General features: G+C 74.3%; 15 protein-coding genes. 7 read left to right on the top strand and 8 right to left on the bottom strand.

The window, feature by feature from the left end; all coding sequences use genetic code 11:
* Nucleotides 1-101: 101 nt before the first annotated feature.
* Complete coding sequence (locus tag ACIWVC_RS18465) at nucleotides 102-1,712, bottom strand: serine/threonine-protein kinase (protein ID WP_396448871.1); 1,611 nt, start codon at nucleotides 1,710-1,712, stop codon at nucleotides 102-104.
* Between the two features lie 244 nt (nucleotides 1,713-1,956).
* Nucleotides 1,957-3,912, bottom strand: a complete 1,956-nt coding sequence (locus ACIWVC_RS18460; protein ID WP_396454362.1) for an acetoacetate--CoA ligase — start codon at nucleotides 3,910-3,912, stop codon at nucleotides 1,957-1,959.
* 217 nt (nucleotides 3,913-4,129) lie between these two features.
* On the opposite strand from ACIWVC_RS18460, the gene ACIWVC_RS18455 reads away from it, so the two are divergent.
* Genes ACIWVC_RS18455 through ACIWVC_RS18445 form a run of 3 tightly spaced genes read left to right on the top strand, consistent with a single transcriptional unit; the run spans nucleotide 4,130 to nucleotide 5,787 of the window.
* On the top strand, nucleotides 4,130-4,705 hold the full coding sequence (locus tag ACIWVC_RS18455; RefSeq protein WP_396448869.1) for a TetR/AcrR family transcriptional regulator: 576 nt from the start codon (nucleotides 4,130-4,132) through the stop codon (nucleotides 4,703-4,705).
* Nucleotides 4,706-4,716: 11 nt separating this feature from the next.
* On the top strand, nucleotides 4,717-5,124 hold the full coding sequence (locus ACIWVC_RS18450) for a cupin domain-containing protein (RefSeq protein WP_396448868.1): 408 nt from the start codon (nucleotides 4,717-4,719) through the stop codon (nucleotides 5,122-5,124).
* Between the two features lie 54 nt (nucleotides 5,125-5,178).
* Complete coding sequence (locus tag ACIWVC_RS18445; protein ID WP_396454361.1) at nucleotides 5,179-5,787, top strand: DUF4865 family protein; 609 nt, start codon at nucleotides 5,179-5,181, stop codon at nucleotides 5,785-5,787.
* Between the two features lie 3 nt (nucleotides 5,788-5,790).
* On the opposite strand, the gene ACIWVC_RS18440 is transcribed toward ACIWVC_RS18445, so the two are convergent.
* From ACIWVC_RS18440 to ACIWVC_RS18425, 4 genes are all read right to left on the bottom strand, one after another.
* A complete protein-coding gene (locus ACIWVC_RS18440) occupies nucleotides 5,791-6,501 on the bottom strand; it encodes an HAD family hydrolase (RefSeq protein ID WP_396448866.1) in 711 nt (236 codons plus the stop codon).
* 195 nt (nucleotides 6,502-6,696) lie between these two features.
* Complete coding sequence (gene pruA, locus ACIWVC_RS18435) at nucleotides 6,697-8,328, bottom strand: L-glutamate gamma-semialdehyde dehydrogenase (RefSeq protein ID WP_396448865.1); 1,632 nt, start codon at nucleotides 8,326-8,328, stop codon at nucleotides 6,697-6,699.
* Between the two features lie 80 nt (nucleotides 8,329-8,408).
* Entirely contained in the window at nucleotides 8,409-8,912 is a 504-nt protein-coding gene (locus tag ACIWVC_RS18430; RefSeq protein ID WP_396448864.1) for a DUF6912 family protein, read from the bottom strand.
* A gap of 24 nt (nucleotides 8,913-8,936) precedes the next feature.
* A complete protein-coding gene (locus tag ACIWVC_RS18425; RefSeq protein ID WP_396448863.1) occupies nucleotides 8,937-9,584 on the bottom strand; it encodes an HAD family hydrolase in 648 nt (215 codons plus the stop codon).
* 61 nt (nucleotides 9,585-9,645) lie between these two features.
* Here ACIWVC_RS18425 and ACIWVC_RS18420 point away from each other — a divergent pair, with 61 nt between their 5' ends.
* On the top strand, nucleotides 9,646-10,842 hold the full coding sequence (locus ACIWVC_RS18420) for an acyl-CoA dehydrogenase family protein (protein ID WP_396448862.1): 1,197 nt from the start codon (nucleotides 9,646-9,648) through the stop codon (nucleotides 10,840-10,842).
* A gap of 342 nt (nucleotides 10,843-11,184) precedes the next feature.
* Here ACIWVC_RS18420 and ACIWVC_RS18415 read toward each other — a convergent pair whose 3' ends face one another.
* Complete coding sequence (locus tag ACIWVC_RS18415) at nucleotides 11,185-12,081, bottom strand: N-acetylmuramic acid 6-phosphate etherase (protein WP_396448861.1); 897 nt, start codon at nucleotides 12,079-12,081, stop codon at nucleotides 11,185-11,187.
* On the bottom strand, nucleotides 12,078-13,055 hold the full coding sequence (locus ACIWVC_RS18410; RefSeq protein WP_396448860.1) for a MurR/RpiR family transcriptional regulator: 978 nt from the start codon (nucleotides 13,053-13,055) through the stop codon (nucleotides 12,078-12,080). Before ACIWVC_RS18410 ends, ACIWVC_RS18415 begins: the two co-directional genes overlap by 4 nt.
* A gap of 88 nt (nucleotides 13,056-13,143) precedes the next feature.
* On the opposite strand from ACIWVC_RS18410, the gene ACIWVC_RS18405 reads away from it, so the two are divergent.
* The 3 genes from ACIWVC_RS18405 to ACIWVC_RS18395 all read left to right on the top strand — a co-directional run.
* Nucleotides 13,144-14,388, top strand: a complete 1,245-nt coding sequence (locus tag ACIWVC_RS18405) for an N-acetylglucosamine kinase (protein WP_396448859.1) — start codon at nucleotides 13,144-13,146, stop codon at nucleotides 14,386-14,388.
* A gap of 310 nt (nucleotides 14,389-14,698) precedes the next feature.
* On the top strand, nucleotides 14,699-16,345 hold the full coding sequence (locus ACIWVC_RS18400; protein WP_396448858.1) for a glycoside hydrolase family 3 protein: 1,647 nt from the start codon (nucleotides 14,699-14,701) through the stop codon (nucleotides 16,343-16,345).
* 73 nt (nucleotides 16,346-16,418) lie between these two features.
* Nucleotides 16,419-16,910 (top strand): hypothetical protein (locus ACIWVC_RS18395; protein WP_396448857.1); only part of this gene is annotated, 492 nt, incomplete at its 3' end.

The raw sequence follows: 16,910 nt of genomic DNA, 5'->3' as shown, positions 1-16,910 counted from the left end.
TCCCATGCCGGACGGATCCGACGGGACGCCGGCCGCCGCCCGGCCGGCCTGGCCCGCGGCCGGCCGGCGCCTGCCGACCGCCGCCGTCCGCCGGTGCCGGGTCAGCCGGTGGTCTGGCCGTCGGTGCCGCCGGCGCCGCCGGTGCCCGGCGTCCCGGGCGGGTTGGACGGGTCGGACGGGGTCTCCGGCGGGGTCTCCGGAGGCGTCGTCCCGGGCTTGGTCGTCGACTTCGTCGGCGTCGGCTGGGCCGGCGAGTCGGACGGGGTCGGCGAACCGGACGGCGTCGTGCTGCCCGTCGGGGACGCGCTGCCCGTCGGGTTCTGCGTGTAGCCGGGCGAGGTCGACTGCTCCGCGGGCGAGTGCGTCGCCGGCGGCGCCATGCTCGGCATGACGCTGCTCGACCCGGGCGGCGCGCTCGGGTCGCTGACCTTCTGCCCCGCCTTGCCCTTGTCCCCGGCGCCGAGCACGAGCACGGAGGAGACCACCACGACCGCGACGAACAGCGCGGCCGCCCCGGCCAGCAGGGCGGAGCGCCCGGACCCGGCGAGCGCGCGCCGCAGCCCGCCCCCGCCGCCTTCGCCGACCACGACGAGGTCGGGCGGCAGCGTGGTGTCGGCGCCCCACTCGGCGGACGCGGGCGGCCGGCCGTCGTCGTCGCCCGCCGGGTCCGCGTCGTCGGGCAGGCCCGCGTCGTGGAAGGCGGCGGCCGCCGGGGACGCCTCCGGGTCGCGGAAGACGTGGCCGTCCTGGTCGGCGTCGTCGAAGACGGGGTCGTCGCCGAACACCGGGTCCGGCTCGAAGACCTCGGCGTCGGCGGCCTCGGCGGCCCGCACGGAGCCGGCCGCGAGCATCGCGGTCTCGTCGGTGTCGCCGGACCGGGCCGCGGGCCGCGCCGGGGCCGCGGCCTCCTCGTGCCCGAGCAGCCGCATCAGCACCTGGCGGGCGCCGGGCCGCTGCTCCGGCACCTTCTCCAGGCAGTCGAGGACGAGTTCGCGCAGCGACCCGTCGAGGTCGCCGAGGTCGGGCTCCTCGTGCAGGATCCGGTTGATCACCGCGGGGATGGTGTCCTGCCCGAACGGGGGCTCCCCGGTCGCCGCGAACACCAGCGTCGCGGCCCAGCAGAACACGTCCGCGGGGGTGCCGACCTCGTCCCCGCTGATCTGCTCGGGCGCCATGTAGGACGGGGTGCCGATCACCCGGCTGGTGAGGGTGGTGCCGGCGCTGATCGCGCGGGCCACGCCGAAGTCGATGACGCGCGGGCCGTCCGGGCCGAGCAGCACGTTGTGCGGCTTGAAGTCGCGGTGGACGATCTTGGCCTGGTGGATGGCGGCGAGCGCGGTCGCGGTGCCGACGGCGAGCCGGTCGAGGGCGGCGCCGTCGAGCGGGCCCTCGTCGAGGACGTGCTGGTTCAGCGACGGCCCGCGCACGTACTCGCTGACGATGTAGGGCCGGTCGCCGTCCACGTCGGCGTCGATCACCTGGGCGGTGCAGAACGGCGCGACCCGCTTGGCGACCTCCAGCTCGCGCAGGAACCGGCTGCGCGCCTTGTCGTCGGACGTCAGATCGGCGTGCAGCAGCTTGATCGCGACCTGCCGGCCGTCCTCGGCCGCACCGAGGAACACCGTGCCCTGACCGCCTTCGCCCACCCGGCCGATCAGGGCGTACGACCCCAGCCGATCCGGATCTCCGGACCGCAGCGCCCCAACCTCCATGCGTGGAACCGTCCCTCTCTCGACCGACGAGCCGCGTCGTTCGGGCCCGGATCACCCTCCGACAGTGTGACGCCCGAGACCCGAGGGAAGTTCACCCGATCCTGCGACCTTACGGAGCGATCTGACCGTGGAACCACCCTAATGGCGTTACTTCTCACAGCGGCGCGGCCGCGCCAGGTGTCACAGAAGTGAAACCGACCGTGTTCGCCGGCCGGGCGGCCGGGGCGCTCGGACGGAGGGGCGACTACGGCGTGAAGTGGGTGAGCACCTCGGGGTTGGCCATGGAGTCGCGGTTGGCGGCCTTGTCGACCGGGGTGCCCTGGAGGATCTTGCGGACGGGGACCTCCAGCTTCTTGCCGGACAGCGTGCGCGGGATGCCGGGGACGGCGGTGATCTCGTCCGGGACGTGCCGCGGCGACAGCGCCGAGCGGATCTCCCGCCGCAGGTCCCGCACCAGCTCGTCGGTCAGCGCCGCGCCCTCGGCGAGCTGGACGTACAGGAGCAGGCGGCCCTCCTGGCCGAGGCGGCCGGTGTCGATGACCAGGCTGTCGGTGATCTCGTCGAACGCCTCGACGACGCGGTAGAAGTCGGCGGTGCCCATGCGGACTCCGCCGCGGTTGAGGGTGGAGTCGGAGCGGCCGTAGATGACGCAGCCGCCGTCCGGCAGGATCTTGATCCAGTCGCCGTGCCGCCACACGCCCGGGAACATGTCGAAGTAGGAGTCGCGGTAGCGGTCGCCGCTCTCGTCGTTCCAGAAGAAGACGGGCATCGAGGGCATCGGCTCGGTGATGACCAGCTCGCCGACCTCGTCCACGACCGGCTTGCCGTCCTCGCCGAACGCCTCGACCTTGGCGCCGAGGCCGCGGCACTGGATGACGCCGGCGCGCAGCGGCAGCAGCGGCGACGGGCCGACGAAGCCGGTGCACAGGTCGGTGCCGCCGGAGAACGAGCCGAGCAGGAGGTCCTTGCCGACGGCCTCGTACACCCACGCGAAGCCCTCCGGCGGCAGCGGCGAGCCGGTGGAGCCGATGCCGCGCAGGCCCGACAGGTCGTGCTCCTCGCCGGGACGGCGGCCCTCCTTGGCGGACGCGGTGATGTAGGGCGCGCCGACGCCCATGTAGGTGACGCCGTTCTCGGCGGCCAGCGACCACAGGTCGAGCGGGGCGCCGTCGTACATGACGATGGCGGAGCCCACCAGGAGGCCGCCGATGAGGTAGTTCCACATCATCCAGCCGGTGGTGGTGAACCAGAAGAACACGTCCTCGGGGCCGAGGTCCTGGTGGAACGACAGGGCCTTGAGGTGTTCGAGCACCACGCCGCCGTGCCCGTGCACGATCGGCTTGGGCAGGCCCGTCGTGCCGGACGAGTACACGACCCACAGCGGGTGGTCGAACGGGACGTCCTCGAACTCCGGCGCGTCGTGGCCGGGGCGGGGCAGCTCGCCGTAGTGCATGCCGACGCGCAGGCCGTCGGGGGTCGCGGCGGGGTCGAGGTAGGGGACCAGCACCGTGGCGGCCAGGCTCGGCAGCGCGGCCTCGATCTCCTTCACCACGTCCCGCCGGTCGAACCGCTTGCCGTTGTAGGCGTAGCCGTCCACGGCGATCAGGACCTTCGGCTCGATCTGCGCGAACCGGTCGATGACCGAGGACGACCCGAAGTCGGGCGAGCACGACGACCAGATCGCGCCGAGCGACGCCGTCGCCAGGAAGCAGATCAGCGCCTCGGGGATGTTCGGGATGTAGGCGGCGACGCGGTCGCCCTTGCCGACGCCCAGCTCGGCGAGGCCCGCGCGGACCTCCGCGACGTGCAGCGCCAGCTCCCGGTACGACAGCGTCCGGTGCCCGCCGGCCTCCGACCGGAAGACCACCGCGGTCGCGTCGGGCGTCTCCTCCGCCCGCCGCAGCGCGTTCGCCGCGTAGTTGAGGGTCGCGCCGGGGAACCACCTGAGGCCGTCCACCGGCATGGGGCCGCCGGTCCGGACGGGGCCGTCACCGCGCTCGCCGACGACGTCGAAGTACGACCAGATCGCGTCCCAGAACGCGTCGACCTCGGTGACCGACCAGCGCCACAGCTCGTCGTAGGACTCGGCGCGGACGCCCCGCTCCCACAGCCAGTGGACGAACCGGGTCACCCGCGCGTTCGCGACGACCTCCTCCGACGGCTCCCACAGCACCGAACCCTCGGAAACCCCACCGGCCATCGTTCTCCCTCCCCGCCGCGCCACGGCGCGCGGCCATCCCAATATCGGCCCGCCCCGGCGCACCGCGCAACTTCCCCGGGCCCCCTTGCGTACCCGCCCGGCGGCCACCCCATCGCACGCCGAAACCGCTGGTCGGCGCAACATCGCCGGGCCACATGATCGCACCCCGGGCCGTCCGGGTTTCCCACATGCTTCTGTACCTACTAGTATGTACAGGATGAGCTCCGCCGATCGGCTCATCGAATGCACGCGCGACCTGCTGTGGGAGCGCGGCTACACCGGGACGAGCCCCAGCGCGATCCAGCGGCGGGCGGGCGTCGGCCAGGGGAGCATGTACCACCACTTCTCCGGCAAGCGGGCGCTGGCGCTCGCGGCGATCTCGCGCACCGCCGAGGAGATGCGCGCCATGGCCGAGGAGCAGTTCGCCGGCCCCGGCACGGCCGTGGAGCGGATCACCGCGTACCTGCGCAGGGAGCGGGACGTGCTGAAGGGCTGCCCCATCGGCCGCCTCACCCAGGACCCGGAGGTCATGGCCGATCCGGGCCTGCGGGCACCGGTCGAGGAGACCCTGTCCTGGCTGCGGGACCGCATCGCCGAGGTGCTCGCGGAGGGGCGCGAGCGCGGGGAGCTCGACCCCGCGCTGGATCCCCGGGCCACCGCCGCGACCCTGGTCGCCGTGCTGCAGGGCGGCTACGTGGCGGCCCGCGCGGCCCGGTCCACCGAGCCTTTCGAGCAGGCGGTCTCGGGGGCGCTGAGCCTGCTCGCCGCCTGCTCCCCGTCCGTACGGAAGTGAAGGAGACCAGCGTGCACGTGTCGCCTCCGGCGTCCACCGCCGCCGCACCGCCCGAGTGGATCACCGGGGACGCCTGGGCCGACGAGCTCGCCGCCCCCGAAGGCCCGTCGCGGCTCCGCGTCGACACCGTCCGGTTCGCGCCGGGAGCCCGCACGGTGTGGCACCGGCACCCCTTCGGCCAGGTGCTGATCGTCACCGACGGCACCGGGCTCGTGCAGCGCCGCGGCGGCCCGGTGCGGACCATCAGGCCCGGCGACGTCGTGCGGATCGCGGCGGACGAGTGGCACTGGCACGGGGCCTCCCCCGGCGCGTTCATGACGCACCTGGCCGTCCAGGAGGTCGCCGAGGACGGCACCGAAGCCGAACGCGGCGGCGCGGTGACCGACGCCGAGTACCGCGCTCCGACCACATCCGCCTGACGACCACATCCGCCTGACGACCGCGTCCGCCTGACGACCGGGAGGCACCCCCCCGTGTACGCGAAGCAGTACGAGATCACCCTGCCCGCCGACTACGACATGCGGATCATCCGGAAGCGGGTCGCCGACGGCGGCCACGTCCTCGACGACCGCGCCGGCCTGGGACTGAAGGCGTACGCCGTCCGCGAGCGCGGCGTGGACGGCTCGCCGGTCAACCAGTACGCGCCCTTCTACCTGTGGAACGACACCGGCGCGATGGCGCACTTCCTCGCCGGCGGCGGCTTCCAGAACATCATCCGGGACTTCGGCCGGCCGGCCGTGCACCACTGGACCGGCGTCGCCTGCCACGCCGGGCCCGCCCGCGGCGCGTCCCCCGCCGCGGCCTCGCGCCTCCTCACCCCGGTGCCCGCCCCGCCCGACCCCGGCGGCACCGGCCTGGCCATGGCCCGATGGCTGGACGGGCAGGTGGCCGAGCTCGCCGAGCTGGCCCGCCGCGACGGCGTGCACACCGCGGCCCTGGCCGTCGACCCGCACCGCTGGCAGCTGATGCGGTTCGTCCTCTGGCGGGACGCCGCGCCCGACACGGCCGGGGCGGAGCGCTACCGGGTGCTGCACCTGTCCGCGCCCGGCCTGGACGCGCTGCCCGAGGGGCGCGCCTGGTAGCGGTCAGAGGCGGGTCAGGTCGGCGACGGCGCTGACCACGGCCTTCGTGTCGGCGAGGGTGGCGAGGACGGTCTCGGCGCCGGCGGCGCGGAGCTCGGCCTCGGTGGCGCTGCCGGTGGCGACCGCGATGATCGGGGAGCCGGCGATGTGCGCGGCCTGGACGTCGCGGGGCGAGTCGGCGATGTAGACCGTCGCGGACTCGGGGTAGGCCGTGCCGTGCCGCTCGCCCGCGCGGGTGCGGGCCAGTTCGAGGAGGGCGGCCTTGCTGTAGACGCCGTTCTCGTAGCCGCCCGCGCCGAGGTCGAGGCGGTCGGCGAGGCCCAGCTCGCGGACCTTCAGCACGGCGTTCGGCTGGATGGAGCCGGTCAGCACGGACTGGACGACCCCGGGCACGTGCGCGAGCGCCTCGACGGCCTCCGCGGCCCCGGCGAGGACGCGGCCGTGCGCGCGCAGGTCCTCGCGGCGGGACGCGAACGCCTCGGCGAGCGCGTCGAAGAACGCGGGCAGGTGGTCGTCGGTGGTGACGACGTCGTTGAACGCGAGGGTCTCGAAAATGATCTCGGACTCGGTGCGGCCGGGGGTCGGCGCGAGCCGGACGAGCGGCCGCCCGATCGTCCGCCGGAACGCCTCGGCGTAGGCGTCCCTGGTGACCCGCCCGACGTCGACCAGGGTGTGATCGATGTTCCACAGCACCAGACGGTTCAGCGTCGACATCCCGTTCCCATGCGCGGTCGGAGGAGCGTGGACGGGCGCCGTTCCCGGCACCCGCGGCGGTCAGCGAGCTTATCGTCCGGCCTCCGCGCCCCCGCCGCAACCGCGGGCGCCGGGAAGCGGACGGGCCCCCGTTCTCGTCGTCCCCGAGGAGCGCCCCGGCCCGTCCGCAATCCCCCGGCGCCGCGGGACGGGCCGTCAGGTGCCCATGTGCGGGTAGCGGTAGTCGGTCGGCGGGACGAAGGTCTCCTTGATGGAGCGCACGCTCGTCCAGCGGGTCAGGTTGAAGACCGAGCCGGCCTTGTCGTTGGTGCCGGACGCGCGGGCGCCGCCGAACGGCTGCTGGCCCACGATCGAGCCGGTCGGCTTGTCGTTGATGTAGAAGTTGCCGGCGGCGAAGCGGAGCTTCTCGGTGGCCTCGGCGATCGCGGCGCGGTCGTCGGCGACTATGGCGCCGGTCAGGCCGTACTCGGAGACGCCCTCCATCTGGGTCAGGACGCGGTCGTAGTCGCCGTCGTCGTAGACGTGCACGCCGAGGATCGGCCCGAAGTACTCGCGGGTGAAGATCTCGTCGGTGGGGTCGGACGACTCCAGCACCGTGGGCCGGACGAAGTAGCCGCGCGAGTCGTCCAGCTCGCCGCCCACGAGGATCTTCATGCCGTCGATGCCGCGCGCGCGGTCGATGGCCGCGCGGTGCTTGGCGAACGCGCGGTCGTCGATGACGGCGCCCATGAACGTGGACAGGTCCTCGGCGACGTTGCCCATGGTGAGGGACTCGGTCTCGGCGAGGAAGTCGTCGCGCATCCGGTCCCAGACCGAGCGCGGGATGTAGGCGCGGGACGCGGCGGAGCACTTCTGCCCCTGGTACTCGAACGCGCCGCGGACGAGGGCCGTCTTCAGCACGGCCGGGTCGGCGGAGGGGTGCGCGACGACGAAGTCCTTGCCGCCCGTCTCCCCGACGATCCGGGGATAGCTCCGGTAGCCGGCGATGTTCTCGCCGATCGTCCGCCAGAGGGTCTGGAACGTGGCGACCGAGCCGGTGAAGTGCAGGCCGGCGAGGTCGGGGTGGCGCAGCGCCACGTTGGACACGGCGCGGCCGTTGCCGGTCACCATGTTGATCACGCCGGGCGGGAGGCCGGCGGCCTCCAGGAGGCGCATCGTGAAGTGCGCGGCGAGCTGCTGCGTCGGGGACGGCTTCCAGACCACGACGTTGCCCATGAGAGCGGCCGAGGTCGGCAGGTTCCCGGCGATCGCGGTGAAGTTGAACGGGGTGATGGCGAGGACGAACCCCTCCAGCGGCCGGTACTCCAGCCGGTTCCACACGCCGGGCGGCGAAATCGGCTGCATCTCGTGGATCTGCTGGGCGTAGGCGACGTTGAACCGCCAGAAGTCGATCAGCTCGCAGGCGGCGTCGATCTCGGCCTGCTGCACCGACTTGGACTGGCCGAGGATCGTCGCCGCGTTCAGCGTGGCCCGCCACGGCCCGGACAGCAGGTCGGCGGCGCGCAGGAAGATCGCGGCGCGGTCCTCGAACGCCATGGCTCGCCACGCGGGCGCGGCCTCCTCCGCCGCGACGATCGCCTCGGTCACGTCCACCTCGGTGGCGTCGCCCATCCGGCCGAGGACGTGCCCGTGGTCGTGCGGCTCCACGACGTCGATCGGGGTGCCCGCGCCCATGCGCCGCTCGCCCCCGATCGTCATGCTCAGCTCGGTCTGGGTCCCGCCCAGCTCCTTGATCCTGGCCTCCAGCGCGGCGCGCTCCGGGCTCCCCGGCGCGTAGCCCTTCACCGGCTCGTTCGCCGGTGCCGGCACGGTGGTGACGGCGTCCATCTCACGACTCCCTGGGAATCCGACGGCGTTGTCGACGTGCCGAAGGACCTACCCGCCTGCGGGCGGGCGAAATACCCGGGTCAGCCGAGGAGGTGGGGGAGTTCCTGGGTCGCGTACCAGAGGAGCTCGTGGCCCTCGGCGCCGTCCACGGTGAAGCGGGCGTCGTCGTCGCCGGCGTCGGCGGCGGCGAGCGCCGCGGCCGCCTCGGCGATGTCGGGGGCGGCGTCCGGGGCGTCCACGTGGCCGGAGGCGATCTTCTTCCACGGGACGGCCGCGGAGACCTCGACCAGGGCGCGGTCGCCGTCGCCGGGGTCGGTGTTCGACCGGCTGATCGCGTCGTCCGGCACCTCGGCGGCCAGCACGACGCGGCGGCGCGGGGCGGACGGGTCGGCGGCGAGCAGCCGGAGGGAGGCGCGGGCGGCGGCCGACATCGCCGCGTACTCCAGCTCCTCCAGGTCGCCGCTCGCGTACCACTCGCGGAGCGCGGGCGTGACCGCGTGCGCGGCGAGCGGCGCGGGGCCGATCTCCCGCGCGGCGTGGACGCCGGCGAGCAGCGTGAGCGTGGACGGCAGGTAGACGCGCATGACGGTCAGCAGTCTGCCAGACCGTCAGGGCAGGAGGCCGAGGCCGCGCAGTTCGGCGATCGTGGTGTCGGGGCGGGTGTGGTGGATGCCGCGGATCCCGAGGGCCTCGGCGGCCCGGATGTTGTGCTCGATGTCGTCGATGAACACGCATTCGGCGGCGTCCAGGCCGAGCAGGTCCAGGGCGTGCCGGAAGATCCGCTCGTCGGGCTTGCGCATGCCGACCTCGGCGGAGATCACGACGGCGTCGAACAGTTCGGCGAACAGGTCGCGCGGGTACTCGTTGCCCCACGAGTTGGACAGCAGCGCGGTGCGGGTCCCGGCGGCGCGGGCCGCGCGGAGCGCGTCGTACATCGGCTCGACGGGGGTGAAGGCGCCGAACATGCGGGCGATGAGGCCCGCCGCCTCGACCGGGCCGCCGTCGACGGTGACCAGCTCGGCGGCGAGGAGGCGCTCGAACTCGGCCACGGAGAGGGAGCCGTCCTCCAGCCCGTGGATGGGGTTGGTCCCGGCGCCGTCGTAGGCCTGCTTCACCCAGGCGCGCATGACGTCCTTGTAGCGCTCGGCGTCGATGCGGTCGGCGGCGAGCCAGGCGGCGACGGCGTCGGCGAGGGGGGACGTGAGCACGCCGCCCCAGTCGGTGATCACGGCTTTGACCGGTCGTTCGGAGGGCACGGCCCGATCGTAGGCGATCCCGGCACCGATAACCGAATCCCGTTCTGCCAGAATGCCGCCCATGGACTTCGAACTCAGCCCGAAGGCACGCGAGTACCGGGAACGCCTCCAGGAGTTCATGGACCGGTTCGTCTACCCGGCGGAGCCGGTGTACGCGGCGTGGCGGGCCGAGCACGACCCGCACGCGCTGCCGCCGGTCGTCGAGGAGCTGAAGGCCGAGGCGCGCGAGCGCGGCCTGTGGAACCTGTTCCTGCCCGACGTGTCCGGGCTGACGAACCTGGAGTACGCCACGCTCGCCGAGCTGACCGGGCGCTCCCCCGACCTCGCGCCCGAGGCGGTCAACTGCGCCGCACCCGACACCGGCAACATGGAAGTCCTGCACATGTTCGGGACGGACGAGCAGAAGCGCCGGTGGCTGGAGCCGCTGCTGAACGGCGAGATCCGCAGCGCGTTCGCGATGACCGAGCCCGAGGTCGCGAGCTCCGACGCCACCAACATCACGACCTCGATCGTCCGGGACGGCGACGAGTACGTGATCAACGGCCGCAAGTGGTTCATCACCGGCGCCGCCGACGAGCGCTGCAAGATCTTCATCGTGATGGGCAAGACGGACCCGGACGGGCCCCCGCACCGGCAGCAGTCGCAGGTGCTCGTCCCGCGCGACACCCCCGGCGTGAAGATCGTCCGGCATCTGCCGGTGTTCGGCTACCAGGACCAGCACGGCCACTCGGAGATCGTCTTCGAGAACGTGCGGGTGCCGGTGTCGAACCTGCTGGCGGAGGAGGGCGACGGGTTCATGATCGCGCAGGCGCGGCTCGGGCCGGGCCGCATCCACCACTGCATGCGGGCGCTCGGCATGGCGGAGCGGGCGCTGGAGCTGATGTGCCGGCGCGCCGTCGACCGCGTCGCCTTCGGCCGCCCGCTCGCCGCACAGGGCGTGGTGCGCGAGCAGATCGCCGAGTCGCGGATGGCGATCGAGCAGGCCCGGCTGCTCACCCTGAAGACCGCGTGGCTGATCGACGGGCACGGGGCCAAGGGCGCCCGGTCGGAGATCGCCGCGATCAAGGTGGTCGTGCCGCGCATCGCCCACCAGGTGCTCGACCGCGCGATCCAGGTCCACGGCGGCGCCGGGGTGTCCGACGACACGCCGCTGGCCGCGATGTACTCCTGGGTCCGCGCCATGCGGATCTTCGACGGGCCTGACGAGGTGCACGTCCGCACCGTCGCCCGCCAGGAGCTGCGCCGCTACGAGAGCTGACGCCGCCCCGGGCGGACGCACCCGCGGCCGGGGGGGACGTCCGCGCCGGGAGGCGTCCGTGATCATGCGTCGTGCGGGAGCGCCTGCATGATCACGGACCCCCGTCGGCCGGCGTCTCCCCCGCCGGTCCGTCTCCTCGCCCCGCACGGCCGCGGGCGGCGCGCCGCGCGTCCGTGCGGGCGGCCCCGGTCTCCGTCTCGCCGTTCCCCGGACCCGCCGCGGTCGGCGCTCACCCCGTCGGTCGTGTCACCCCGTCGTCCGCGTCCCCCGGTCGTCGTCCCCCGGTCGTCCGCGTCCCGGCCGTCGGCGGTGCACCCCGTCCGGGGCGGGCCGGACGGACGGTCAGGCGGAGCGCAGCCTCTGCAGCGCCTCGCGGACGCCGCCGTCGGTCTCCTCCAGCACCGTCGTCGCGCGCGCCGCGGGCACCTCGCCGAGCAGCGAGACCAGCGCGACGCGGGTGTTCCCCCCCGCCTCGGCCAGCGCGTTCTCGCAGGTGCGGGCGTCCATGCCCGTCGCCTCGGTGAGGATGCGCACCAGCCGGGCGCGCAGCTTGGAGTTCAGTGCGTTCACGCTGACCATCAGGTTGGAGTAGGTGCGCCCCATCCTGATCATCAGCGTGGTGGAGAAGGAGTTCAGCACCAGCTTGGTCGCCGTGCCCGCCTTCATCCGGGTGGACCCGCTGATCACCTCCGGGCCGGTGGCGAGCGCGATGTGCACCTCCACCTCGTGCCCGTACGGCGTGCGCGGGTTGCAGCTGATCAGCGCGGTGCGCGCCCCGACCGCGGCGGAGGCGCGCAGCGCCTCCACCACGTACGGGGTGCGGCCGCTCGCCGCGATCCCGATGGCGATGTCGCCGGGCCGGACGTCGCGGGCGTCCCGGCGGCCGAGGTCGGTGTCGTCCTCGACGTCGGAGACCGCCTGGGACAGCGCGCCCGGCCCGCCGGCGTGGTGGGCGACCACCCGCCCCCAGATGCCGAACGTCGGCGGCAGCTCGGCGGCGTCCAGCACCGCGAGCCGGCCGGACGTGCCGGCGCCGAAGTAGTGCACGCGGCCGCCGCCGCGCAGCGATTCCACGGCGAGGTCCACCAGCCGGGCGACCTCCGGCAGGACGGACGCGACGACCATCGGCACGGTCGCGTCCTCGGAGTTGATCAGGCGCAGCACCTCCATGGTCGGCAGCGTGTCGACGTCGAGGGTCCGGGGGTTCCGGCCCTCGGTGGGGAGCTCGCAATCGATCACCGACGCCTCCGGTCGGGTCGCACGGTCCGCCCGCGGACCGCCTCGAATGTGGCTTCCAGGGCCTTGCGGGTCGGCCCGTAGGTGCGCTGCGCCACTCCGACGAAGACGCAGTCGACCACGGTGAGCTGCGCCAGCCGGCTCGCGGTGGCGCCGGAGCGGAAGGTCGTCTCCCGCGCGGCCGTCGTCAGGATCAGGTCGGCCGCGTCCGCTATCGGGGATTTCGGGAAGTTGGTGAGCGCGACGGTCTTCGCGCCCCTGGTCTTGGCGACCTCCAGCGCGTCGATGGTCTCCACCGTCGCGCCGGTGTGCGAGATGCCGATCGCCACGTCGCCGTTGCCGAGGACGGCCGCGCTGGTGAGCATGATGTGCGCGTCCGACCAGGCCGAGCAGACCCGGCCGATGCGGTGCAGCTTCTGCTGGAAGTCGGCCGCGACGAACGCGCTCGCGCCGACGCCGTAGACGTCGACCCGGTCGGCGGCGACGACCGCGTCCACGACCTGCTCCAGCGTCTTGATGTCGAGCTGCGCGGCGGTCTCCTCGACGGCCCGGGCGTCGGCGAACGTCACCTTCTCGACGATCTGCTCCAGCGAGTCGTCGGGGCTGATGTCGCTGCCGATGACCCGGCCGCCGGACGCGCTCTGCGCCCGCCCGGCCTCGGTCGCGAGGGTCAGCCGCAGCTCCGGGTAGCCGTGGAACCCGATCGCGCGGCAGAACCTGATGACGGTCGTCTCGGACGTGCCGCAGGTCTGGGCGAGTTCGGTGATGGTGGAGTTGGCGACCCCTTCGGGGTCGTCGATGACGCGTTGCGCGACGCGCCGTTCGGCGGGGGGCAGCGAGGGCAGCAGCGAGCGGACCCGCACCACGGTGCTCAGCGGCGTGGCGTCCCGGCCGGGCGCCGCCTGTTCCGGCGCCGCGCCGCGCTCCCCCGTGATCCCCCGCTCGGGGCCCTGGTCAGGGCCGATGGGTTTCCTCATGGAGGAAATTTTCTTACGCGCAGGATGTCACGTCAACGGTAGAAAAGGCTACGGTCGCCATGTGTTGACCCATTTGGCCGGTCCTTACGTGGTCGGTATCGACGCGGGTGGCACGAAGACCCGCTGCGTCGTGCTGACGTTAGGGGGTGCCCTGGCCGGTTCCGGCACCGGCCCGGGGGCCAACCCCAACTCCGGAGGCGACACCGCCGGGGCGCTGACCACCGCCCTGCGGGAGGCGCTCGGGGACCTGGACCGAACCCACATCCTCACCGGCGTGTTCGGCATCGCCGGAGCCGGCTCCGCCGGCCGGCCCGCCGCCGTCGCGGCGGCGCGGCGGGCATGGCAGGCGGTCGGCCTGCGCGGCTCGCCCGCGGTGGTGACCGACATCGCGGTGGCGTTCGCCGCGGGAACGAGCGAGCCCAAGGGCATCGTGGTGTTCTCCGGCACGGGCGCCGGCGCGGCGGTCATCAGCGACGGCGCGATCGTGCAGCGCGCGGACGGCTACGGCTGGCTCGTCGGGGACGAGGGTTCGGCGGTCTGGCTCGGGAAGGAGGCCGTCCGGGCGGCGCTCGCCGCCTACGACGGCCGCGGCTCCCCGACCCTGCTCACCGATTCGGTCCCCCGCGCGCTGCTCGGCGCCACCGTGGTCGCGGAGATCGACGCGGAGCGGCGAAGACCCCGCCGCCCGCGGGCGCTCGCCATGGCGGGCGCCCCGCCGGCGCCGCCGCCGGGCGTCTCCGTGCTGCCGCAGGCCGCATCGCTCGCCTCCGGAGGGGCGCCCCACCGCGGGGGCGGGACGGGTACCGCCGTCCTGGTCCCCGACGACCCCCGCCCCCCGTCCGTCCCCTATCCCCCGTCCGGCGACGGCGCCGGTCCGCCGGGCCATACCGGGCCCTGCGGCTCGCTGGGGCCGCCGGGACACCCGGCGGCCCCCGGTCCGCCGGGGCATCCCGAACTGCCCGGAACCCCGCCCAACCCCCGGCTCGCCCAGGCGATCATCAAGGAGGTGTACGGCCGCCCGCCCGCGGCCCTGGGCCGGCTCGGCCCGGTGGTCGCCGCCGCGGCGGCCGCCGGCGATCCCGTGGCCCGGCGCATCACCGAGGAGGCCGCGCAGTGGCTGCTGCGCGACGTCGACGCGGTGCGCCCGGCCCTGTCCGACCCCCGCGCACCGGTCGTGATGCACGGCTCGGTGCTCCGTGAAGGCCCCGTCGCCGACGCCGTCCGCACCGGGCTGCGCGACCGCTTCGCCGAGGCGCCGCGCTGCGCCGGCGACGGAGCCGTCGGCGCGGCCGGGATGGCGCTGCGCCGCCTCGGCCACCCCCTGCCCGGCTGAGCCGTCCCGCCCCGAGCGGCGGAGGCCACCCGGAGGACGGCACCGTGGCCGTCCGGGTCCATCGCGATGGACCCCACCAGATCCGCGATCGCTGCGAATCCGGGGTCCATCGTGATCAAGCTGTTACCACGGTGGCAGAAGGTCCGTCAGAGTGGTCCCGTGGGAGCCGTGTCCGGCGGGACCACCGATCACGGGCGTGGCGCGCCGCCCGGACCGCCGTAGATCGAGTCGACACCGGGACGGGGAGCGGCTAGCGTCGCGGGCGTCCGATTGCGAGCGAGGAACCGAGACCCCGCGGGGGCCTGGTCAGGTGCGTGCTTCACGTCCCCTCGCGCTCGCGGCGGCGGCCCTGCTGGCCGGCGGGGTCGCGGGCTGCGGCGGCGGGAGCGGCGAGGGCGGGCGGAAGCCGTCCGCCGGATCCGGCGCGCCGTCGGGCTCGCCGCCCGCCCGGACGACGCCGCCGGACGCCTGGATCCCCGGCCGCGTCGCGCGGATGAGCGTCGCCGAGAAGGTGGGCCAGCTGTTCGTCCCGGCGTTCTCCAGCCGCGCCGACGCGCTGCAGAAGATCAAGAAGTACCACGTCGGCGGGCTGATCTACTTCCCGGAGAACTTCGGCTCCCCCGCCCGCACCGCCGCGCAGTCGAACGCGCTGCAGAAGGCGTCGAAGATCCCGCTGCTGCTCGGGGTGGACGAGGAGCAGGGCATCGTGTCGCGCACCCCGTTCATCACCCGGTTCCCCGGCAACATGGCGCTCGGCGCCACCCGGAACCCGGCCGACGCGCGCGCCGCCGCCCGCGTCACCGGCGCCGAGCTGCGCGCGGTCGGCATCAACCTCGACTACGCCCCGGACGCCGACGTCAACGTGAACCCGCGCAACCCGGTGATCGGGCTGCGCTCGTTCAGCGCCGACCCGGCACTGGCCTCCACGATGGTGACCGGCGCGGTCGGCGGCTACCAGGACGCCGGTGTCGCCGCGACCGTCAAGCACTTCCCCGGGCACGGCGACACCGCCGTCGACAGCCACACCGGCCTGCCGGTGATCAGGCATTCGCCGGCGGAGTGGGCGCGGCTCGACGCGCCCCCGTTCAAGGCCGCGATCGCGGCGGGCGCGGACGTCATCATGACCGCGCACATCGTCGTCCCGAAGCTCGACAGGTCCGGTGATCCCTCCACGCTGTCGAAGACCGTGCTGACCGGGCTGCTGCGCGGCAAGCTCGGCTACGGGGGCGTCATCACGACGGACTCGCTGCAGATGGCGGGCGTGCGGGAGAAGTACGGCGACGCCGTCGTCCCGGTCCGGGCGATCAACGCGGGCGCCGACCAGCTGCTGATGCCGCCGAGCCTGCCGCGCGCCTACCGGGCGGTGGTGAAGGCCGTCCGGTCCGGGAAGATCACCGAGAAGCGGCTGGACGAGTCGGTCACCCGCATCCTCCGGCTCAAGCAGCGGCGCGGCCTGTTCCAGGGGACGGCCGTCGACCCGGCGAAGGCGGCCGCGTCGATCGGCACGCCCGCGCACAAGGCGGCGGCCCGGCGGGTCGCCGAGCATTCGATCACCCTCGTCCGCAACAAGGGCGGGCTGCTGCCGCTGAAGGGCAAGAAGGTCGCGGTGACCGGGCCGGGCGGCGACCGGCTGCGGGCCGCGCTGCGCCGCCGGGGCGTCGCGACCGTCTCCCCCGGCTCCGCGGACGTCACCGTGCTGACCACCCGGAACGCGGGCTCGGCGACCGCCGCGCGCATCCGGGCGCTCGGCCCGAAGCCGGTCGTCGTCGCCGCGCTCGGCCGCCCCTACGACCTCGACGCGGCGGGCGGCGCTGCGGCGGCGCTCGCCGCCTACTCCGCCGGCGCGGTCTCCATCGACGCGCTGGCCAAGGTGCTGAGCGGCGCGGCCGCCCCGTCGGGCAAGCTCCCCGTGCCCGCGGGCGGCAAGCCGGTCGGCTACGGCCTGGGCTACTCGTAGCCGGGCGTTCGATGGACGCGGACGGCCGCCTCCTGGGAAAATCGGGCCGCCTTCTTCTCCCCGGGAGGTCTCCGTGCCCGTCCGCCCCCTTCTCGCCGCCGTCCTGGTCGTGCTCCCGCTGCTGGGCGCATGCGGCGGGCGGGACGAGGTGACGATGCCGCCGCTCACCCCCGAGCCGGGCGACTCGCAGTTCGTCGTCACGAGGGAGACGACGTCCGCGAAGGAGAGCTTCCCGGCGCGGCTGGCGCTCTACAGGTACCTGCGCGGCATCGCCGCCGGGAACCCCAAGTCCTGCGCCTTCCTGACCCCCGCGTACCAGCGGCGGGTGTTCGGCGGGCCCGCCGCGTGCCGCACCGGCTTCGCGCAGGCCCGCGCGAAGCTGCGCCAGCAGGACCTCGCGGCGCTGCGCGGCGTGACGGTCCCGGTCTGCGAGCCGGGGCCGGGCGAGGGCGACTACACCGTCCGCTTCGAGGACCTCGCCTGGAAGGGCGAGCCCGCCCGGCCGGGCGGGCTGCTCACGGAGAGCTTCACCCTCCACAAGACCGGCCCCTACTGGCAGATCACC

Origin of the sequence: Actinomadura sp. (assembly GCF_044508335.1) — a bacterium.
In the GTDB taxonomy this organism is placed as follows: domain Bacteria; phylum Actinomycetota; class Actinomycetes; order Streptosporangiales; family Streptosporangiaceae; genus Spirillospora.
Note: the sequence above shows the minus strand (reverse complement) of the source record. Positions and strands in the feature narration are given on the sequence as shown.

Excerpts from the sequence above, each read along its gene's own strand:
- ACIWVC_RS18430 (WP_396448864.1), bottom strand. The coding sequence starts at position 8,912 with ATGCGCGTCTACCTGCCGTCCACGCTCACGCTGCTCGCCGGCGTCCAC.
- ACIWVC_RS18420 (WP_396448862.1), top strand. The coding sequence starts at position 9,646 with ATGGACTTCGAACTCAGCCCGAAGGCACGCGAGTACCGGGAACGCCTC.
- ACIWVC_RS18460 (WP_396454362.1), bottom strand. The coding sequence starts at position 3,912 with ATGGCCGGTGGGGTTTCCGAGGGTTCGGTGCTGTGGGAGCCGTCGGAG.
- ACIWVC_RS18410 (WP_396448860.1), bottom strand. The coding sequence starts at position 13,055 with ATGAGGAAACCCATCGGCCCTGACCAGGGCCCCGAGCGGGGGATCACG.
- ACIWVC_RS18455 (WP_396448869.1), top strand. The coding sequence starts at position 4,130 with ATGAGCTCCGCCGATCGGCTCATCGAATGCACGCGCGACCTGCTGTGG.
- ACIWVC_RS18440 (WP_396448866.1), bottom strand. The coding sequence starts at position 6,501 with ATGTCGACGCTGAACCGTCTGGTGCTGTGGAACATCGATCACACCCTG.
- pruA (WP_396448865.1), bottom strand. The coding sequence starts at position 8,328 with ATGGACGCCGTCACCACCGTGCCGGCACCGGCGAACGAGCCGGTGAAG.
- ACIWVC_RS18465 (WP_396448871.1), bottom strand. The coding sequence starts at position 1,712 with ATGGAGGTTGGGGCGCTGCGGTCCGGAGATCCGGATCGGCTGGGGTCG.